Origin of the sequence: Kitasatospora sp. NPDC086791 (genome assembly GCF_040685975.1) — a bacterium.
Classification (GTDB): Bacteria; Actinomycetota; Actinomycetes; order Streptomycetales; family Streptomycetaceae; genus Kitasatospora.
Genome location: NZ_JBFBOC010000008.1, coordinates 224,353 through 241,317, shown reverse-complemented (window position 1 = coordinate 241,317; position 16,965 = coordinate 224,353). Strand labels below are relative to the sequence as shown.

18 protein-coding genes are annotated in these 16,965 nt (G+C 74.1%); 6 read left to right on the top strand and 12 right to left on the bottom strand.

All coding sequences use genetic code 11. From position 1 onward, the window contains the following. Nucleotides 1–21: 21 nt before the first annotated feature. A complete protein-coding gene (locus AB0Q99_RS14875; RefSeq protein WP_363571635.1) occupies nucleotides 22–741 on the bottom strand; it encodes a hypothetical protein in 720 nt (239 codons plus the stop codon). Nucleotides 742–1,036: 295 nt separating this feature from the next. Here AB0Q99_RS14875 and AB0Q99_RS14870 point away from each other — a divergent pair, with 295 nt between their 5' ends. The 3 genes from AB0Q99_RS14870 to AB0Q99_RS14860 all read left to right on the top strand — a co-directional run bounded on the left by AB0Q99_RS14870 (nucleotide 1,037) and on the right by AB0Q99_RS14860 (nucleotide 2,302). After that, nucleotides 1,037–1,381 (top strand): hypothetical protein, encoded by a 345-nt coding sequence (locus AB0Q99_RS14870; protein ID WP_030232098.1) that lies wholly within the window; start codon nucleotides 1,037–1,039, stop codon nucleotides 1,379–1,381. Nucleotides 1,382–1,478: 97 nt separating this feature from the next. After that, a complete protein-coding gene (locus AB0Q99_RS14865) occupies nucleotides 1,479–1,823 on the top strand; it encodes a rodlet layer protein (RefSeq protein ID WP_121174808.1) in 345 nt (114 codons plus the stop codon). Between the two features lie 212 nt (nucleotides 1,824–2,035). Beyond that, the gene (locus tag AB0Q99_RS14860) at nucleotides 2,036–2,302 is read left to right on the top strand and encodes a hypothetical protein (RefSeq protein WP_363571633.1); all 267 of its coding nucleotides are present in this window, start codon (nucleotides 2,036–2,038) and stop codon (nucleotides 2,300–2,302) included. Nucleotides 2,303–2,405: 103 nt separating this feature from the next. Here AB0Q99_RS14860 and hemB read toward each other — a convergent pair whose 3' ends face one another. From hemB to AB0Q99_RS14825, 7 genes are all read right to left on the bottom strand, one after another. Beyond that, nucleotides 2,406–3,383, bottom strand: a complete 978-nt coding sequence (gene hemB / locus AB0Q99_RS14855; RefSeq protein ID WP_363571631.1) for a porphobilinogen synthase — start codon at nucleotides 3,381–3,383, stop codon at nucleotides 2,406–2,408. A 76-nt stretch (nucleotides 3,384–3,459) separates the two neighbouring features. Next, nucleotides 3,460–5,109 carry a bifunctional uroporphyrinogen-III C-methyltransferase/uroporphyrinogen-III synthase gene (locus tag AB0Q99_RS14850; RefSeq protein ID WP_363571629.1) on the bottom strand — a complete coding sequence of 550 codons (1,650 nt, stop codon included), beginning with the start codon at nucleotides 5,107–5,109 and terminating at the stop codon, nucleotides 3,460–3,462. Next, nucleotides 5,106–6,113, bottom strand: a complete 1,008-nt coding sequence (gene hemC, locus AB0Q99_RS14845) for a hydroxymethylbilane synthase (RefSeq protein WP_363571627.1) — start codon at nucleotides 6,111–6,113, stop codon at nucleotides 5,106–5,108. Before hemC ends, AB0Q99_RS14850 begins: the two co-directional genes overlap by 4 nt. Nucleotides 6,114–6,154: 41 nt before the next feature. Continuing rightward, nucleotides 6,155–7,495: a glutamyl-tRNA reductase gene (locus AB0Q99_RS14840; RefSeq protein WP_363571625.1), complete on the bottom strand. Its 1,341-nt coding sequence runs from the start codon at nucleotides 7,493–7,495 to the stop codon at nucleotides 6,155–6,157. A 25-nt stretch (nucleotides 7,496–7,520) separates the two neighbouring features. After that, the gene (locus AB0Q99_RS14835; RefSeq protein ID WP_363571693.1) at nucleotides 7,521–8,414 is read right to left on the bottom strand and encodes a redox-sensing transcriptional repressor Rex; all 894 of its coding nucleotides are present in this window, start codon (nucleotides 8,412–8,414) and stop codon (nucleotides 7,521–7,523) included. A 107-nt stretch (nucleotides 8,415–8,521) separates the two neighbouring features. After that, nucleotides 8,522–9,268 (bottom strand): 3'-5' exonuclease, encoded by a 747-nt coding sequence (locus AB0Q99_RS14830; RefSeq protein ID WP_363571623.1) that lies wholly within the window; start codon nucleotides 9,266–9,268, stop codon nucleotides 8,522–8,524. Between the two features lie 163 nt (nucleotides 9,269–9,431). After that, the gene (locus AB0Q99_RS14825; protein ID WP_363571621.1) at nucleotides 9,432–9,707 is read right to left on the bottom strand and encodes a glutaredoxin family protein; all 276 of its coding nucleotides are present in this window, start codon (nucleotides 9,705–9,707) and stop codon (nucleotides 9,432–9,434) included. A 171-nt stretch (nucleotides 9,708–9,878) separates the two neighbouring features. Here AB0Q99_RS14825 and AB0Q99_RS14820 point away from each other — a divergent pair, with 171 nt between their 5' ends. The 3 genes from AB0Q99_RS14820 (at nucleotide 9,879) to AB0Q99_RS14810 (ending at nucleotide 13,916) form a co-directional block, all read left to right on the top strand. Then, the gene (locus tag AB0Q99_RS14820) at nucleotides 9,879–10,898 is read left to right on the top strand and encodes an HAD-IB family hydrolase (RefSeq protein WP_363571619.1); all 1,020 of its coding nucleotides are present in this window, start codon (nucleotides 9,879–9,881) and stop codon (nucleotides 10,896–10,898) included. 624 nt (nucleotides 10,899–11,522) lie between these two features. Next, on the top strand, nucleotides 11,523–12,344 hold the full coding sequence (locus tag AB0Q99_RS14815; protein ID WP_363571691.1) for an ECF subfamily RNA polymerase sigma factor, BldN family: 822 nt from the start codon (nucleotides 11,523–11,525) through the stop codon (nucleotides 12,342–12,344). Nucleotides 12,345–12,614: 270 nt separating this feature from the next. After that, on the top strand, nucleotides 12,615–13,916 hold the full coding sequence (locus AB0Q99_RS14810; protein WP_363571618.1) for a DUF5667 domain-containing protein: 1,302 nt from the start codon (nucleotides 12,615–12,617) through the stop codon (nucleotides 13,914–13,916). Nucleotides 13,917–14,024: 108 nt separating this feature from the next. Here the strand turns inward: AB0Q99_RS14810 and AB0Q99_RS14805 are convergent, their stop codons facing one another. The 4 genes from AB0Q99_RS14805 to AB0Q99_RS14790 all read right to left on the bottom strand — a co-directional run bounded on the left by AB0Q99_RS14805 (nucleotide 14,025) and on the right by AB0Q99_RS14790 (nucleotide 16,802). Then, a complete protein-coding gene (locus tag AB0Q99_RS14805) occupies nucleotides 14,025–15,032 on the bottom strand; it encodes a lysophospholipid acyltransferase family protein (RefSeq protein ID WP_363571616.1) in 1,008 nt (335 codons plus the stop codon). Nucleotides 15,033–15,040: 8 nt separating this feature from the next. Then, nucleotides 15,041–16,153 (bottom strand): NAD-dependent epimerase/dehydratase family protein, encoded by a 1,113-nt coding sequence (locus AB0Q99_RS14800; RefSeq protein ID WP_363571689.1) that lies wholly within the window; start codon nucleotides 16,151–16,153, stop codon nucleotides 15,041–15,043. A gap of 150 nt (nucleotides 16,154–16,303) precedes the next feature. Further along, nucleotides 16,304–16,402, bottom strand: a complete 99-nt coding sequence (locus AB0Q99_RS14795) for an AURKAIP1/COX24 domain-containing protein (protein ID WP_003948845.1) — start codon at nucleotides 16,400–16,402, stop codon at nucleotides 16,304–16,306. 190 nt (nucleotides 16,403–16,592) lie between these two features. Then, on the bottom strand, nucleotides 16,593–16,802 hold the full coding sequence (locus tag AB0Q99_RS14790; RefSeq protein WP_045699258.1) for a helix-turn-helix domain-containing protein: 210 nt from the start codon (nucleotides 16,800–16,802) through the stop codon (nucleotides 16,593–16,595). Between the last annotated feature and the right edge of the window lie 163 nt (nucleotides 16,803–16,965).

The following is a 16,965-nucleotide window of genomic DNA, read 5'->3' as shown; positions in this document are numbered from 1 at the left end:
GCGCGCGGGGTGGGAGCGGGGTCAGAGCCGGGTCAGGTCGGTCAGCCCGATCTGCCGGACCACGCCGGTGGCGGTGGCGGTGGTGGCCGCGGGGTCGGCCAGACCGGTCTGCCCCACCACCTCGGTGGCGGTCGCGGCGGTGGTCGTGGTCAGGTCGCCGACCTCGTCGGCGACCGAGAGCCGGTGGTCCTCTCCGCCGAGGCTGGCGCTGGCCCCCGGGACGGCCTGCACGGCGCCGGTGAGCAGCCGCGGGTCGACCTCGCCCACCTTGAGCCGGCCGTCGGCGAGCTGGCCGGCGCCGTCCTGGGCGAGCGAGAGCGGCTTGCCGAGGCTGACCCCGGGGGTGTCGGCGTGCAGCGGCGCGGCCGGGGCGTCCAGCAGCACCTGACCGAGGTCGGCGCCCTGGTCGAGCAGCGGGAGCGGCAGCTCGGCCTTGGCGCTCGGGCCGACCTTGCCGGTGCTCAGCTGCGGGACGATCCGCTCCGGGATCAGCTCGGTGCTGGTGCTGGTGGTGCGGTTGGGCACCGGCGGCATGAGCAGGGAGGTCGGGATGCCGGCCGAGAGCCGGCTGCCCAGCGGGGTGAGCGGCACCTCCGCCGGGACCTGCTGGGTGGCCAGCGCGTCCTCCAGGGCTCCGACCTGGTCGGGGCCGACCGGGGCCGCGGAGGCCGCCCCCTGGGAGGCGAGCACGCCCGCACCGACCGCCAGCAGCATCGCGCCGGCCCGCTTGGAGAACTTCATGCTTTTCACCGTTCTGCTGTCCGTACTGGGGATCACTGAGGCTGCGGGGGCGCAGCCGGAAAGCAATCTGCCTCAACGAGTGACCGGGAGTGCGGATTGCGCCGGTTAGCCGGTTCGGCCTAATAATCCGACCGGAAACCATCCCGCGTCGCGCCTCCCGGACTCTTTTCAAAAAACCCCGTAACCTTCCGTGCCGTCATTCTTTGATCTGGACGTCAGTGACTGCAGACCGGGTCTGAGCGTTCTACGCGTTGCACGCAAGGAATCCAAGAGCATTTCAGAGAGGGATCTCCCCATGATCCAGAAGTCCTTCGCCGCTGCCGGCCTGGCCGTCGCCGCGCTGGCCGCCGCCGCCGCGCCCGCCTCGGCCATCGGTGACGCGGATGGTGCCGCCGCCTCCATCGAGGGCAACGGCGGCACCAACTTCACCGGCACGGTCGGGAACAACAGCCCGAACTTCCACTTCCTGGACAACGCGAACGTCTGCCTGCCCGAGATCCACAACATCGCCGTCGGTGTGCTCGGCGTGGCCGTCCCGGTCGAGGTCCCGATCGCCAACAGCGGCGGCAAGCAGTACTGCACCCAGGGCCAGGGCACCCAGAGCCACGGCGACGCGGGCGTGTCCCACCTGATCGGCTGACGCTCCGCTCAGCTGCCCCTGCACCACCCTCCTGCACCACCCCCTCTGATCCACCCTCGAATCGCTCCCCGATTCACCCTTGAGAGGAACACCGGAAATGATCAAGAAGTCCCTCGCCGCCGCCGGCCTGGCCGCCGCCGCCATCGCGATGTCCGCCGGCTCGGCTTCCGCCATCGTCGACTCGGACGGCGCCGCCACCTCCGTCCAGGGCAACGGCGGCACCAACCAGACCGGCACCCACGGCAACGGCAGCCCGAACTTCCACACCCTGGACAACGCGAACATCTGCCTGCCGGAGGTCCACAACATCGCCGTCGCCGTGATCGGCGTCGCGGTTCCGGTCGAGGTTCCGGTCCTGAACAGCACCCCGAAGCAGATCTGCAACGTCGGCCAGAACACCCAGTCCTCGGGCGACGCGGGCGTCTCGCACCTGATCGGCTGATCACGGGGCACGGCACGGACGGAGGGCCCGGGGAGGAAGGTCTCCCCGGGCCCTCCGGGCTTGGCGGACGAGGTGTCCGGCCGGCCGCGGCAGCGCGGACCGGCCGGGTGGACCGGCCGCCCGGCCCGGCGCGTGGGGCGCCGGGCCCGGCGGCCGGATGTGAACACGTGTCAGAGCGCCCGCGGGGGCGCTCCCAGAGAGAGGGCAGAACCATGAAGAGCATGCTGGCCAAGGCCGCGCTGACCGCCACCGCCGCACTGGCGCTGGCGGGTGCCGCCACCCCGGCCTTCGCCCACACCGGCCTGGTCGGCGGCGGCGCGTTCGCCGCCTCCGCCGACCAGCCGTTCCTGGCGGCCGAGGGCTTCGGCATCGCCCACACCACGGACACCGCCGCCGGCGGGTTCGGTGGCATCGCCGCCACCTCCACCGACATCATCGGCGGCGGCGGGGGCTTCGCCCACACCAAGGGCTGGATGTAGCGAACGGAAAGGCCGGGCCGCTCCCCGCGGGGAGCGGCCCGGCCTTCTGCGTGCGTGTGCGCGGCGGACCGACAGGTCGCGAGCCGCTGCCCGAGCGGGCGAATTACAGCATCGCGGCGGCCTCGACGGCCCAGTAGGTGAGGATCTGTTCGGCGCCGGCCCGGCGGATCGAGGTGAGCGTCTCCATGATCATCCGCTCCCGGTCGATCCAGCCGTTCGCGGCGGCCGCCTCGACCATCGCGTACTCGCCGGACACCTGGTACGCGGAGACCGGCACCGGGGAGGCGTCGGCGACCTGGCGCAGGATGTCGAGGTAGGCCATGGCCGGCTTGACCATCACCAGGTCGGCGCCCTCGGCGAGGTCCTGCTCCAGCTCGCGCAGCGCCTCACGGGCGTTCGCCGGGTCCTGCTGGTAGCTCTTGCGGTCGCCCTTGAGCGAGGAGCCGACGGCCTCGCGGAACGGGCCGTAGAAGGCCGAGGCGTACTTGGCGGTGTAGGCCAGGATGCCCACGTCCTGGTGCCCGGCCTCGTCCAACGCCCGCCGGATGACGGCGATCTGACCGTCCATCATGCCGGAGGGGCCGACCAGGTGGACACCGGCGTCGGCCTGCACCCGGGCCATCTCGGCGTAGCGCTCCAGGGTGGCGTCGTTGTCCACGCCGCCGTCGGCGGCCAGCACGCCGCAGTGGCCGTGGTCGGTGTACTCGTCCAGGCACAGGTCCGACATGATCACCAGGGAGTCGCCGACCTCGGAGACCACGTCCCGGATCGCCTGCTGCAGGATGCCGTCCGGGTTGGTGCCCTCACTGCCGGTGGCGTCCTGCACCTCCGGGACGCCGAACAGCATGAGGCCGCCCAGGCCCGCCTCGGCCGCCTCCACGGCGGCCTTGCGCAGGGTGTCCCGGGTGTGCTGGACCACGCCCGGCATCGAGGTGACCGGGACGGGCTCGCTGACGCCCTCGCGGACGAACAGCGGCAGGATCAGCTCCGCCGGGTGCAGCCGGGTCTCGGCCACCAGGCGGCGCATCGCCGGGCTCTGGCGCAGCCGACGGGGGCGTACGTACGGGAATTCAGCGGACACGGCTTCTCTCTCCGAACGGTTGTGCAGTGCCGGGGGCGGCGACTCGTCGCCCCCGGCCGGGAGTTGGGGCGGGCCCTCAGCGGGCCTTGCGGCGCGAACCCGGGCGGCGCTCGCTGGGCCGGTAGACCGGCTCACCGGCGGCCGTCGCGGTGTCGCGGCGCTTGGCTCCGAAGTCTGCCAGCGCCTGGGCCAGCGCGGCCGCCGACGGCGCCGGGGCCATCACGTCGACCCGCAGGCCGTGCTCCTCGGCGGTCTTGGCGGTCGCCGGGCCGATGCAGGCGATGACCGTGACGTTGTGCGGCTTGCCCGCGATGCCGACCAGGTTCCGGACGGTCGAGGACGAGGTGAACAGCACCGCGTCGAAGCCGCCGCCCTTGATCGCCTCGCGGGTCTCGGCCGGCGGCGGCGAGGCGCGCACCGTCCGGTACGCCGTCACGTCGTCGACCTCCCAGCCGAGCTCGACCAGGCCGGCCACCAGGGTCTCGGTGGCGATGTCGGCGCGCGGCAGCAGCACCCGGTCGATCGGGTCGAAGACCGGGTCGTACGGCGGCCAGTCCTCCAGCAGACCGGCGGCGGACTGCTCGCCGGAGGGCACCAGGTCCGGCTTCACGCCGAAGTCCACCAGGGCCTGCGCGGTGGTCTCGCCGACCGCCGCGACCTTGATCCCGGCGAACGCGCGGGCGTCCAGGCCGTACTCCTCGAACTTCTCCCGGACCGCGCGCACCGCGTTCACCGAGGTGAAGGCGATCCACTCGTAGCGGCCGGTGACCAGGCCCTTGATGGCCCGCTCCATCTGCTGCGGGGTGCGCGGCGGCTCGACCGCGATGGTCGGCACCTCCTGCGGCACCGCGCCGTACGAGCGCAGCTGCTCGGACAGGCCGGTGGCCTGCTCCTTGGTGCGCGGCACGAGGACGTTCCAGCCGAACAGCGGCTTGGTCTCGAACCACGAGTGCGAGGACCGGTGGGCGACCTGCTCGCCCACCACGGCTATCACCGAGGTGGCCGGGTCGACCGGGGCCGAGACCGGCGAGGGCAGCACCCGGGCGGCCTTCAGGTCGGCCGCGATGCCGGACAGCGTGGAGGTGAAGGTCCGCTGGCGGGTGGTGGTGCCGGAGAGCGTCGCGCTGAGCGCGGACTCCGGCTTGCGGCCGTTGGAGACCAGCGCGTTGGCGGTGGCCGGCAGCTGGCCCAGGGTGGTGCGGACCACCAGGGTGGTCTCCGGCGCGCCCAGGTCCACCGGACCGCCGGACAGCAGCTGGGCGCCGTCCACGAAGCGCACGTCGGTGCCGGCGCCGGCCCGCAGCGGGACGCCCGCGTACGCCGGGACGCCGACCGACTGGGCGACGCCCGGGATCACCTCGAAGGGGATCCCGTCGCCCGCGCAGCTGAGCATCTCCTCGGCGGCGCAGCCGTCCAGGCCGGGGTCGCCGTCGACGGTGCGGACCACGTGCTTGCCCGAGCGGACGGCCTCGGAGACCAGCTTGGCCAGGTCGAAGTCGGTGCCCTCGGCGGCCGGGCTGTGCACCTGCACGGCGGCCGGACAGTGGCTGCGCACGGCGGCGGCGGTCAGCGGGTCGGCGACCAGGACGTCGGCCGTGGACAGCACCTCGACCGCGCGCAGGGTCAGCAGCCCCGGGTCCCCGGGGCCCGCGCCCAGGAAGGTGCACCGTCCGGTGGCGGGCTGCCCGGCGGGGAACAGGGCGTCGGTGGCGGCGGTGGGGCTCATCGGGCTCGCTCCCCCATCAGGGCGGCCGCGCCCCCGGCGAGCAGCCGGTCAGCCAGCGCGCGGCCGAGGGCCGCCGCCTGCTGCTCGGCGGACTCGTCGAGGACGATCGGACCGTTGGCGGACATCTTCAGCAGGGCGGAGCCGTCGGGGTTGCCGACCACGCCGTCCAGCCGCAGTTCGTTCGGCCGGCCCCAGGTGGCCAGCGCGGCCACCGGCGCCGAGCAACCGGCTTCCAGGGTGGCCAGCAGGGCGCGCTCGGCGGCCACGGTGACCCGGGTGGGGGCGTGGTCCAGGGCCGCGAGCGCGGCGGTGAGGGCCGGGTCGGCGGTGGTGCACTCGATCGCGAGCGCGCCCTGGCCGGGGGCCGGGACCATCAGCTCGGGGTCGAGGTGCTGGGAGATCTCGGCGCCGCGGCCGAGCCGGTTCAGGCCGGCCGTGGCCAGCACCACCGCGTCCAGCTCGCCGCCGGTCACGTAGCCGATCCGGGTGTCCACGTTGCCGCGGATCGCGACGGTCTCCAGCTGGGCGCCGCGGGCGGTGGCCCAGGCGTTCAGCTGCGCCATCCGACGGGGCGAGCCGGTGCCGATCCGGGCCGTGCGGCCGGACCCGGCGAGCTTCTCCACCAGCTCGTCCAGGTTCAGGCCCTCGGCCGCGACCAGGGCGTCCCGGACGTCCTCGCGCTCGGGGACGGCGGCCAGCACCAGGCCCTCGGGGGCGGCGGTGGGCAGGTCCTTGAGCGAGTGCACGGCGAAGTCGATCCGACCCTCCAGCAGCGCGTCCCGCAGCGCGGAGACGAACACGCCGGTGCCGCCGATCTGTGCCAGCGCCTCCCGCGAGGTGTCGCCGTAGGTGGTGATCTCGACCAGCTCGACGGCGCGCCCGGTGACCCTGGTCACCTCGCGGGCCACCATGCCCGACTGGGCCATGGCGAGGGCGCTGCGCCGGGTGCCGAGCCGCAGGGGTGCGGCGGCCGAGGGCTGCTCCGTGATCGGTTGACCATTCATGAGGTGATCGTCCCGGTGGTACTCGTGGGATGGCTGACGGTTCATCTGGTGCCCCCGGCGGAGGGCTGGGGCACGCTGCCGACGGGCGTTCCGGACACCGCGTGCACGGCCGCCGGGTCGAGGTCGAACAGCTCGCGCAGGGCGTCCGCGTAGGAGGCGCCGCCGGGCTCGGCGGCCAGCTGCTTCACCCGGACGGTCGGGGCGTGCAGCAGCTTGTCGACCACGCGGCGGACGGCCTGGCCGATCTCGGCGCGGGAGCGCTCGTCCAGGTCGGGCAGCCGGGATTCCAGCCGGCCCAGCTCGGCGGCGACCACGTCGGAGGCCATCGAGCGCAGCGCGACCACGGTCGGGGCGATCCGGGCGGCCCGCTGGGCGGCGCCGAAGGCGGTCACCTCGTCGGCGACGATCCGGGTGACCTCGTCCACGTCGCCGGCGCCGGGGGTGGCGGCGTGCGCGTGGGAGAGGCTCTCCAGGTCGACCAGCAGGGCGCCGGACAGCTCGTGCACGGCGTGGTCGACGTCGCGCGGCATGGCCAGGTCGAGCAGGGCGAGCGGCTCGGAGGCGGCGCGGAGGGCCACCGCGGCGGCCACGTCCTCGGCCTTGATCACCACACCGGCCGCGCCGGTGCAGGAGATCACCAGGTCCACGTCGGCCAGCGCCTCCGGCACCTTGGCGAGGTCCAGGGTGCGGGCCACGTCCGGGCCGAGGATCTCGACCAGCCGCTCGGCGCGGGCCGGCGTCCGGTTGGCGATCAGCAGGTCGGTCACGCCGGAGCGGACCAGGGTGGCGGCGGCCAGCGAGCTCATCGAGCCGGCGCCGACCACCAGCGCGCGCTTGCCGGCGATCTCGCCGGCGCCCGCCGCGACCTGCTCCAGGCCGAACGTGACCAGCGACTGGCCGGCCTTGTCGATACCGGTCTCGCTGTGCGCCCGCTTGCCGACCCGCAGCGCCTGCTGGAACAGCTCGTTCAGGCCGCGCCCGGCGGTGTGCTCCTCCTGGGCCTTGGCCAGGGCGTCGCGCAGCTGGCCGAGGATCTGGCCCTCGCCGACCACCATCGAGTCCAGGCCGCAGGCCACCGAGAAGAGGTGGTGGACGGCGCGGTCCTCGTAGTGGACGTACAGGTGGGAGGTCAGCTCCTCCAGGTCCACCCCGCTGTGGTGGGCCAGCAGCAGCGACAGCTCGGCGACGCCGGCGTGGAACTTGTCCACGTCCGCGTACAGCTCGATCCGGTTGCAGGTGTTGACCAGCGCGGCCTCGCCGACGGTCGCGGTGGCGGCCGCGTCGTGCAGCAGCCGGGTCGGCACGTCACCGGTCAGCGCGGCGCGTTCCAGCACCCCGACCGGGGCCGTGCGATGGCTCAGCCCTACGACGAGAAGGCTCATGCCCGCCCCTCACAGCTCTCGGTGTTCATGCGGGCATCACCGCGGAGAGATCCCCGTCGCCCTTGGCGGACTTTCCCTTGGCCGGCTCGGCCTGGTCCTTGGCGGCCGACTCGGCGGTGCCGCGGCCCTTGCCGCTGCCGCCGGCCGCGCGGCGCAGCTTGGCGGCGGCCGCGCGGACCGGGCCGGGGGCGCGGTCGAGCACCGACTCGGCGCGGTCGTCCGGCTCCTCCCCGGCCTTGCGCTGCTCGTGGAAGGCGAGGATCTGCAGCTCGATGGAGAGGTCCACCTTGCGCACGTCCACGCCGTCCGGGACGGTCAGCACGGTCGGGGCGAAGTTCAGGATGCTGGTGACGCCGGCCTCGACCAGCCGGTCGCACACCTGCTGGGCGGCGCCGGGCGGGGTGGTGATCACACCGATCGAGACGTGCTGGCTCTCGACGATCGACTCCAGCTCGTCCATGTGGCGCACCGGCAGGCCGGCCGCGCTGCTGCCGACCACGTTGGGGTCGGCGTCGAGCAGGGCGGCCACCCGGAAGCCGCGGGAGGCGAAGCCGCCGTAGTTGGCGAGGGCGTGGCCGAGGTTCCCGATGCCGACGATGACGACCGGCCAGTCCTGGGTCAGGCCGAGCTCGCGGGAGATCTGGTAGACGAGGTACTCGACGTCGTAGCCGACGCCGCGGGTGCCGTAGGAACCGAGGTAGGAGAAGTCCTTGCGGAGCTTGGCCGAGTTCACGCCGGCGGCGGCGGCCAGCTCCTCGGAGGAGACGGTCGGCACCGAGCGCTCGGAGAGCGCGGTGAGGGCCCGCAGGTAGAGGGGCAGCCGGGCGACGGTCGCCTCCGGGATGCCCCGGGCACGCGCGGGTCGGCGCGCGGCGCCCTGGTCGGGCGCCTGCGAACTGCTCTGTGGTGATCGGCCGATTGCCACGGTGCTCCTGTGGGTGAAGCTGGGCTTTGGCAGCCAGGCTATGCGTTTGTGAACGTGTGCACAAAGATGGTGTCCGATTTGTCCCCGCACAGTGATGCGCATCACGCCGTCGAACCCATAGCACCGGCCTGCGTCAGCACCACCTCCGGGGCCCGGGCATCGGGCAGCCAGGGGCCGTGCGGCGCCTCCCGGCGCAGCAGCGGGACGGCCGCGCCGGACGGGCGGGAGCGGGCCCGGCCCAGCCGGGGCCAGGGCAGCCGGGCCGCCTCGCGCAGCGGGCCGGCCCAGCGGTCCGGCGGGCAGGAGGGGGCACGCAGGCAGTGCCGCAGCAGCTCGGCCGTCACCCGGGCGTCGCCCAGCGCGGTGTGCGCCGGGTACCAGCCCAGGCCGGCCGCCTCCGCGCAGGCCGCCAGGCCGTGGCTGCGGGCCTCCGGCAGGTGGACGCGGGCCAGCTCCATCGTGCACAGCAGCGGGACGGGCGGCAGCGGCACCCCGATCCGGGCGAACTCGCGATCGAGGAAGGCGTGGTCGCAGCTGACGTGGTGGCCGACCAGCACCCGGCCGGCCAGCAGCTCCAGCAGTCGCGGGGCGATCTCGCGGAAGCGCGGGGCGCCCTCGACGTCGCACTGGCGTATCCGGTGCACGTGGGTCGGGCCGACCGGGCCCAGCGGATCCAGCAGGGTGGCGAACTCCCCCTCGGGGCGCAGCCGCTCGTCGAGCAGTACCACCGCGACCTCGACCACCCGGTGCCGCCACGGGCTGCGGCCGGTCGCCTCCACGTCCACCACGGCGAAGCCCGGGGCCCCGGACGGGGCTTCGGGCGTCCCTGGGGTACGACCGGGAAGCATGGCGGCACTCCTCGTGTGCTCAGCCCCCCATGGGCGCAAACGCGTTCGATCGTAAGCCGACCAACCCGCCCCTTCCGAAGCCGAAACGGAGTGTCTTTGGCAACGATTCGGCGAAGCGCCCCCGCCGAGTGGCGGGGGCGCGGGGGCCCGCGCGGACGGCCGGTCAGCCGCCCAGGGCCGCGCGCAGCCGCCGCTCGTCGACCCGCCAGAAGTCGTGCTGACGGCCGTCGACCAGGGTGACCGGGATCTGCTCCCAGTAGCGGCGGAACAGTTCCTCGTCCTGGGTGATGTCCTTCTCCTCGAAGAACGCGCCCAGCTCGCCCGCCACCCGGACGATCACCTCCCGGGCCTCGTCGCAGAGGTGGCAACCGGGCTTGCCGACCAGGGTCACGGTCCGGTCCGCCGGCCGGGGGTTCTTGCGTCGCAGCAGTGGGCTCACCGCCCCATTCTGCGCCACCCGCCCGCTCGTCCCCGGGCCGCCCGGACCCGGCGCCCGCGGTCGGCGGGGGCGCGCGCCCGGGCCGCGCCCGCCCCCGCCGGTCGAGCTGTTCACCTCACGGGCACGGCACCGTCACGGCCGCTCCGCGCCCGGCTGGCTATGCTCGGTGCCATGGCCGTGCTCCGAAGGCTCACCCAGGCGAGACGCTCCACCGGCGAGCGGAGCGCCCTGGCCGGCGAGGCCGCCGCCGAGGCCGCGCTGCGCGCCGAGCCCACGCCCGCGCCCACCCTCGCGCCGGACGCCCCCGCGACGCACGCGCCCGCCACCGGGGAGGCGCCGGGGGACGCGACCGCCGAAGCCAGGCCCGGGAAGGCCCCGAAGGCCCCGGCCGAGAACCACACCCCGGACCCGGACGACCCCCGTGCCGCCGCCTTCTTCGACTGCGACAACACCATCCTGCGCGGCGCCGCGATCTTCTACCTCGGTGTCGGCCTCTACCGCCGCGGCTTCCTCACCCGCCGCGACATCGCCCGCTTCGCCTGGCAGCAGGCCTGGTTCCGGCTGCACGGCGCCGAGGACCCGGACCACATCTCGGACGCCAAGCACACCGCCCTCGGGATCGTCGCCGGCAAGCGCACCGCCGACCTGGAGGAGATCTGCGAGGAGATCTTCGAACCGGTCGTCGCCGACAAGATCTGGCCGGGCACCCGCGCCCTGGTCCAGATGCACCTGGACGCGGGCCAGCGGGTCTGGCTGGTCACCGCCGCCCCGCTGGAGGTCGCCCGGATCATCGCGCGCCGGCTCGGCATGACCGGCGCGCTCGGCACCGTCGCCGAGGCCCGGGACGGCCTCTACACCGGCGGCCTGGTCGGCGACATGCTGCACGGCCCGGCGAAGGCCGCCGCCGTGCGCGCGCTGGCCCGCCGCGAGCGCCTCGACCTCGACCGCTGCGCCGCGTACAGCGACTCGGCCAACGACATCCCGATGCTCTCGCTGGTCGGCCACCCGTACGTGGTGAACCCGGACGGCGCGCTGCGCCGCCACGCCCGGGCCCAGGGGTGGCGGGTCCGGGACTTCCGCACCGGACGGAAGGCGGCCCGGGTGGGGCTGCCGGCGGCGGCCGCGGTCGGGGTGCTGGCCGGCGCGACGGCGGCCGGGGTGGCGCTGCACCGCCGTCGCCGGCGCGCCTGAGCTCCCTCGAAAGCCCTCGGGACCCCCTCCGACATCCCTCCGACATCCCTCGGGAATCTCCCGGAATCCCTTCGCCGGAGCCCTCGCGCGCGCTTCCGCGAGGTCACCCGGCGGGCCCGCACGTGCGGGTGAGCGGACGTCAACCAGGGCTCTGACCTGGCCGCTCGTACGGGCGAACTCCCCTTCGTGGCAGGACCATCCGGGGTTGTTGAACGAATCTGTCGGCCGGTGACCGGTTCTGATCGTTCGGCAGGCCGGGAAAGTCAGGGGTTGCCGAGCCCCAAGGCTGGGAAACCGCCCGCCAGGCCGCCGAATTGGTCACCCTGGGCGCCTGTTCGATCACGATGAGCTGGATGAACGATGACAGCTCCGGTCAGCGCCAGCCAAATATGCCCAACAAATGGATCCCAAACGACCACTTCGACCACACGGTGTAGCTGTCATTGCACAAAGCGTTATTCTCTCCTGGATGCACGTCTCCACGCGTCCCGCTCGAACGGACGCTTCGGGGAGTGCTCTCCGCGCAGGCGGAGGTGATCCGTCCACAGTTCTGCCTCTGGGAGTCCCGTGTACCCACCCGTCCGGAACGACGCGCCTGCACCCTCCCGCCCGTCGTCCGCGCCCCTGCGCCCCCGCACCGGCCACCGCAGCCGACCCGCCGCCGAGCGGCAGATCTCCACCGGCCTGGACCTGCTGCGCTCCCTGCTCCGCAGCCAGCTCGCCGTCTCGCCCCAACTCGTTCCCGCCGGAGGAACGTTCGGCCACCCGCACGGCCCCGGCCTGGCGCTGCGCACCACCGCCGCCGGCTCGGCCGGCACCGGCTCGCGCGGCCGCAGCGGCAGCACCGGCCTCGGCCGCGGCCGCACCCGGACCGCGGCCGGCCCCGGCTGCGAGACCGAGCACAACCCGGTCATGGAGCTGGTCGAGCGGGCCCAGGCCGGCGAGAGCGAGGCCTTCGGCCGGCTCTACGACCACTACGCGGACACCGTCTACCGGTACATCTACTACCGGGTCGGCAGCCGGGCCACGGCCGAGGACCTCACCAGCGAGACGTTCCTGCGCGCGCTGCGCCGGATCGGCACCTTCACCTGGCAGGGCCGGGACTTCGGCGCCTGGCTGGTCACCATCGCGCGCAACCTGGTCGCCGACCACTTCAAGTCCAGCCGCTTCCGGCTGGAGGTCACCACCGGCGAGATGCTCGACTCGAACGAGTGCGAGCGCAGCCCGGAGGAATCGGTGCTGGAGTCGCTCTCCAACGCCGCCCTGCTGGACGCGGTGCGCCGGCTCAACCCGCAGCAGCAGGAGTGCGTCACCCTCCGCTTCCTGCAGGGGCTCTCGGTCGCCGAGACGGCCCGGATCATGGGCAAGAACGAGGGCGCCATCAAGACCCTCCAGTACCGCGCCGTCCGCACCCTGGCGCGACTGCTCCCGCCCGACGCGCGGTGAGCCGGCCGTGATCGAGGGGGACACAGCCGGAGGGCCGCCCGGCCGGCCGTCACCGTCCACGCCCGACCGACACGTCAGAGTGAACGGTCGGTCCGATGATCAGCCGTGCGTAACCGACCGCCCGCACCGATCGTTGGCCAGCGTGCAAGCCTCCACCAGGCGTACGGTCAAGCCGAATTGCGACCTCTCACCCGATGGAGTGGCTTTGGCCAGCCGGGGCAACCGTCCGGCAGGCCGGGGTGTCGACAACGACGAAGGGAGGTGTGGCCCGTGACGGCAAACGTGCTGGAGCACCGGCGGGCGAAGGCCTTCGCCGAGGCGCTGGAGGCCCACCGGACGGAGCAACGCGCTGCAACCGACGCGGAATCGGCCAACACCGCAGGCACCGGCTCCGGTTCGGCCGCGACGGCCGAACTGGTCGGCCTGACCGACGTGCTGGGAGCGCTGCCCGGACCGGTGCTGGACCGCGAGGTCCGGACGGTCCAACGCGCCCAGCTGATGGCCGCGTTCGAGCAGGCCTTCGCCGGCGGGCCGGGCGCCGCGGTGCCCCGCCAGCGCCGCCACCGGACGATCCGGACGGCGCCGCGCGGCCGCTGGAGCCGCCGGTTCGCGATCGGCGGACTCGTCGCCGGGCTCGCCGTCGGCAGCCTGGCCGGCGCCGCCGCCGCGAGCACCGGTGCCGTTCCCGGGGACACGCTGTACGGGCTGAAGCGCGGCCTCGAAGGGCTCCGGCTCGACTTCGCGGGCTCCGACTCCGAGCGCGGCGAACTGCTGCTGGACAACGCCGCCACGCGGCTGGGCGAGGCCAAGGTCCTGGTCGGCCGCACCGGCCCGGCGGGCGGGCTCAGCCCGGTCACCGTCGAGCAGGTCCGCCGCGCCCTGGACGACATGCACGCCGACGCCCTCAGGGGTCGGGAACTGCTGCGCTCGGTCTACCGCAGCAACGGCTCGCTCGACCCGATGCGCGCACTGGCCGGCTTCGCCCACGACGAGGACGGCCGCTGGACCGAGCTGCAGGGCAAGCTGCCCGTCCAGCTCACCCAGCAGGCCTCGCTGGTGAACCAGCTGTTCGACGACATAAGCGAGGACGTCGCGCCCCTGCGCCTGGCCCAGCCCCCCGCCAAGAGCGGTGGCACGGCCGGCCCCGGAGCGGGCGGCGGCACCTCGGACCCGACCGGCGGATCCCCGGCCGGTGCCCCGGCGGCCGGCTCCGGCGCGGCGCAGGGCGGCGGCCAGGCCCCGGGCGGCGGCGCCACCGGCGGCAATCGCCCCGGGGCGGGCGCGCCGGCCCCGGCCGACCCCGGCGCGGGCGCGACCGGCGGCAGCGGAAAGGGCGCGGGCCTGCCCAGCAGCCTGCCCACCAGCGCCCCGGACGCCGTCAACGGGCTGGTCGGCGACCTCACCAACGGGCTCACCGGCACCAGGCCCTCGCCGAGCGCCGACGCGGCCCCGCCGCAGGCGCCGCAGCCGTCCGGCACGCCGGCCGCCCCGGACGCGGCCCGGCAGCAGGGCGTCGAGGTGCCCCCGCTGGTCCCGGGCCTGCTGCCCGGGCTGCGGATCCTCGGCGGCTGACCGGATCCCCGGCTGCTGAGCGGGGGCACGGGACGGGCCCGGCGGAGTGCGATATCCGCCGGGCCCCTCCGTCCTCCGGTCCGGCCCACCGAGCCGGAAGACCTCAGCTCAGAAGAACACCGAGCGCCGCTGCACCAGCAGTTGGTAGAGGGTGTGCTGGATGGTCTCGCGCACCTCGTCGGCCAGGTCGAAGACCAGCATCGGGTCGTCCGCCGCCTCCGCCGGGTACCCGTCGGTGGCGATCGGCTCACCGAAGCGGATCGTCCACTTGGTCGGCAGCGGCAGCATCCCGAGCGGCCCGAGCCAGGGGAAGGTCGGCGTGATCGGCACGTACGGCAGGCCCAGCAGCCGGGCCAGCGTCTTCACGTTGCCGATCATCGGGTAGGTCTCCTCCGCCCCGACGATCGAGCACGGCACGATCGGCACCCGCGCCCGCAGCGCCGAGGCCACGAAACCGCCGCGGCCGAACCGCTGCAGCTTGTAGCGCTCGGAGAACGGCTTGCCGATGCCCTTGAAGCCCTCCGGCCAGACCCCGACCACCTCGCCGCGCTCCAGCAGCGCCTGGGCGTCCTCGTTGCAGGCCAGCGTGTGGCCGGACTTGCGGGCCAGCTCGTTGACCCCGGGCAGCACGAAGACCAGGTCGGCGGCGAGCATCCGCAGGTGCCGCCGGTTCGGGTGGTGGTCGTGGATGACCACCTGGGTCATCAGCGCGTCCAGCGGGACCGTCCCGGAGTGGTTGGCGACGATCAGCGCGCCGCCCTCGGCCGGGATGTTCTCCACGCCCTGGACGTCGATCCGGAAGTACTTCTCGGCCAGCGGGCGCAGCAGCGCGAGCAGCACCTCCTCGGTGAGCTCCCGGTCGAAGCCGAACTCGTCCACCTCGTAGTCGCCGGTGACCCGGCGGCGCAGGAAGGCCAGCCGCTCGGCGGCGCGGCCCTCCCAGCCCTTGCCGAACAGCCGGGTGGCCGTCGGGCCGAGCGGCCCGGACAGCGCCCCGCCGACGGCGCCGGCGAGCCGGTCGGCCAGGCCGGGGCCCTCGGGCCCGGTCCAGCTGGGGGCGGACTCGATCGGGATGACCTTGGCCCGGCCCGGCGCGTTCTCGGCTGCGGCGTTCATGGCGGGTTTCAGCTCCTCGGTCGGCGGGGGCGGTTCGGCAGGGCGCCCGGTGCGGCGGCGGGGGCCGCCCCCTCCGGGCCGAGCAGGGCGGCCAGCCGGTCGGTGACGGCGGCCAGCCGCTCGGGCGGCAGCAGGCCGGGGCCCTGGGCGGCGGCGAAGTCGGCGAAGGCCTCGGGGGTGCTGAACACCGGACGGTAGCCGAAGGTCTCGCGCAGCCGGGCGGTGTCCACCACCCGGCCGTGGGTGAGCAGCCGCAGCTGCTCCGGCGAGACGTCCACCAGCCGGGTCTGCCGGGCCAGCACGGCCATCCAGCTGACCGCGGGCAGCAGCAGCGGCAGGGTGGGCCGGCCGAGCCGGCGGGCGCACTGGGAGAGCAGTAGGACGCCCTCCCCCGCCACGTTGAAGGTGCCGGTGTTGACGGTGCCCGGCTCGGGCTCGCCGGCGGCCCGGCAGAGCACGGCGACGGCGTCGTCCTCGTGGACGAACTGCAGCCGCGGGTCGTAGCCGAGGACGGTCGGCAGCACGGGCAGCGCGAAGTACTCGCTGAGCGGGGTGTCCGCGTTCGGGCCGACGATGTTGGCGAAGCGCAGCACCGTCACCGCGACGTCCGGGCGGCGCCGGGCGAAGCCGCGGACGTAGCCCTCGACCTCCGCCGCATCCTTGGCGAAGCCGCCGCCGGGCGGGGTCTTCGGCTGGATCCGCTCGCTGAACACCGCCGGGTCGCGGGGCGCGGAGCCGTACACGCCGGTGGTGGACTTCACCACCAGCCGGCGCACCGCGGGAGCCTTCTGGCAGGCGCCGAGCAGCTGCATGGTGCCGATGACGTTGGACTCCTTCACCGCGGAGCGGTTGGTGGAGCCCAGGCCGGTGGCGCTGACGCTGAGGTGCACGACGGTGTCCACCTGGTGCTCGGCGAGCACCCGGGCCAGCGCCGGGCGGCGCAGGTCGAGCTGGTGGAAGCGGTACGGGGCGGCCGGACCGGCCGGCTCCGCGGGTGGCGCCCCGGGCGGCTGCACGTCCACGCCGACGACCAGGTCCACGCCCGGACGACGGCGGACCTCGGCGGCGAAGCGGGCACCGAGATGGCGTGCCACCCCGGTGACGAGCACGACCACGCCCACGGTGTGCACCCCATTCCATCGACCCCAGCGGCCCTGCGTGCACCGTACCGCGCCCCCGTGCCGGGCCGTGAAACGACACCGCCCGCCCGGGCCACGAGGGCCTGGGCGGGCGGTGGAAGCGCTGGGCGCGCTGGGCGCGGCCGGGGGCGCTTACTTCTTGTTGCGACGCTGAACGCGGGTCCGCTTCAGAAGCTTGCGGTGCTTCTTCTTGGCCATACGCTTGCGACGCTTCTTGATGACAGAGCCCACGGAACAACCCTCGCTCACTGAGACTCTCGTCCGTGAGAGACGGAGTCCATACGACTGACGTGAGGGCCTAGCCTACCGTCCGGGGCGCCAGGGCCGTAATCGTGCTTCCCGCAATCGGGAAACTCGCGGGAAATCCGGGGCGAACGGGGCCGGACCCGCGGCTGCGGACCCGGCCCCGCCGACCCTTGCCCTACGCGCTCTCGAGCCGCACGTAGGACTCCTTGAGGTACTCGTGCACCGCCTGCTGGGGCACCCGGAAGGACCGTCCGACCCGGATGGCCGGCAGTTCTCCGCTGTGCACCAGCCGGTACACCGTCATCTTGGACACCCGCATGACCGCGGCGACCTCCGCCACGGTCAGGAAGACGACTTCCTGCAGGGGACGCTCCACGGAACTCATGACCATCACCCGACCCTTACCCGTGTGCAAGGCACCGGCTTCCCCTCCGGTGACTCCACCGGCACACGTGTATCCCCAGAGTAGTTATGGGTGGTACCAGTGGGAAGAGGGGAAGTGCAGTCCTCGTACGGTGAGAGATAGGACCGTTGCAGTACGTAGCCGC

Coding starts and splice junctions, on each gene's coding strand:
- AB0Q99_RS14875 (WP_363571635.1), bottom strand. CDS start 741: ATGAAGTTCTCCAAGCGGGCCGGCGCGATGCTGCTGGCGGTCGGTGCG.
- AB0Q99_RS14870 (WP_030232098.1), top strand. CDS start 1,037: ATGATCCAGAAGTCCTTCGCCGCTGCCGGCCTGGCCGTCGCCGCGCTG.
- AB0Q99_RS14865 (WP_121174808.1), top strand. CDS start 1,479: ATGATCAAGAAGTCCCTCGCCGCCGCCGGCCTGGCCGCCGCCGCCATC.
- AB0Q99_RS14860 (WP_363571633.1), top strand. CDS start 2,036: ATGAAGAGCATGCTGGCCAAGGCCGCGCTGACCGCCACCGCCGCACTG.
- AB0Q99_RS14850 (WP_363571629.1), bottom strand. CDS start 5,109: ATGAGCCCCACCGCCGCCACCGACGCCCTGTTCCCCGCCGGGCAGCCC.
- hemC (WP_363571627.1), bottom strand. CDS start 6,113: ATGAATGGTCAACCGATCACGGAGCAGCCCTCGGCCGCCGCACCCCTG.
- AB0Q99_RS14840 (WP_363571625.1), bottom strand. CDS start 7,495: ATGAGCCTTCTCGTCGTAGGGCTGAGCCATCGCACGGCCCCGGTCGGG.
- AB0Q99_RS14830 (WP_363571623.1), bottom strand. CDS start 9,268: ATGCTTCCCGGTCGTACCCCAGGGACGCCCGAAGCCCCGTCCGGGGCC.
- AB0Q99_RS14820 (WP_363571619.1), top strand. CDS start 9,879: ATGGCCGTGCTCCGAAGGCTCACCCAGGCGAGACGCTCCACCGGCGAG.
- AB0Q99_RS14805 (WP_363571616.1), bottom strand. CDS start 15,032: ATGAACGCCGCAGCCGAGAACGCGCCGGGCCGGGCCAAGGTCATCCCG.
- AB0Q99_RS14790 (WP_045699258.1), bottom strand. CDS start 16,802: ATGAGTTCCGTGGAGCGTCCCCTGCAGGAAGTCGTCTTCCTGACCGTG.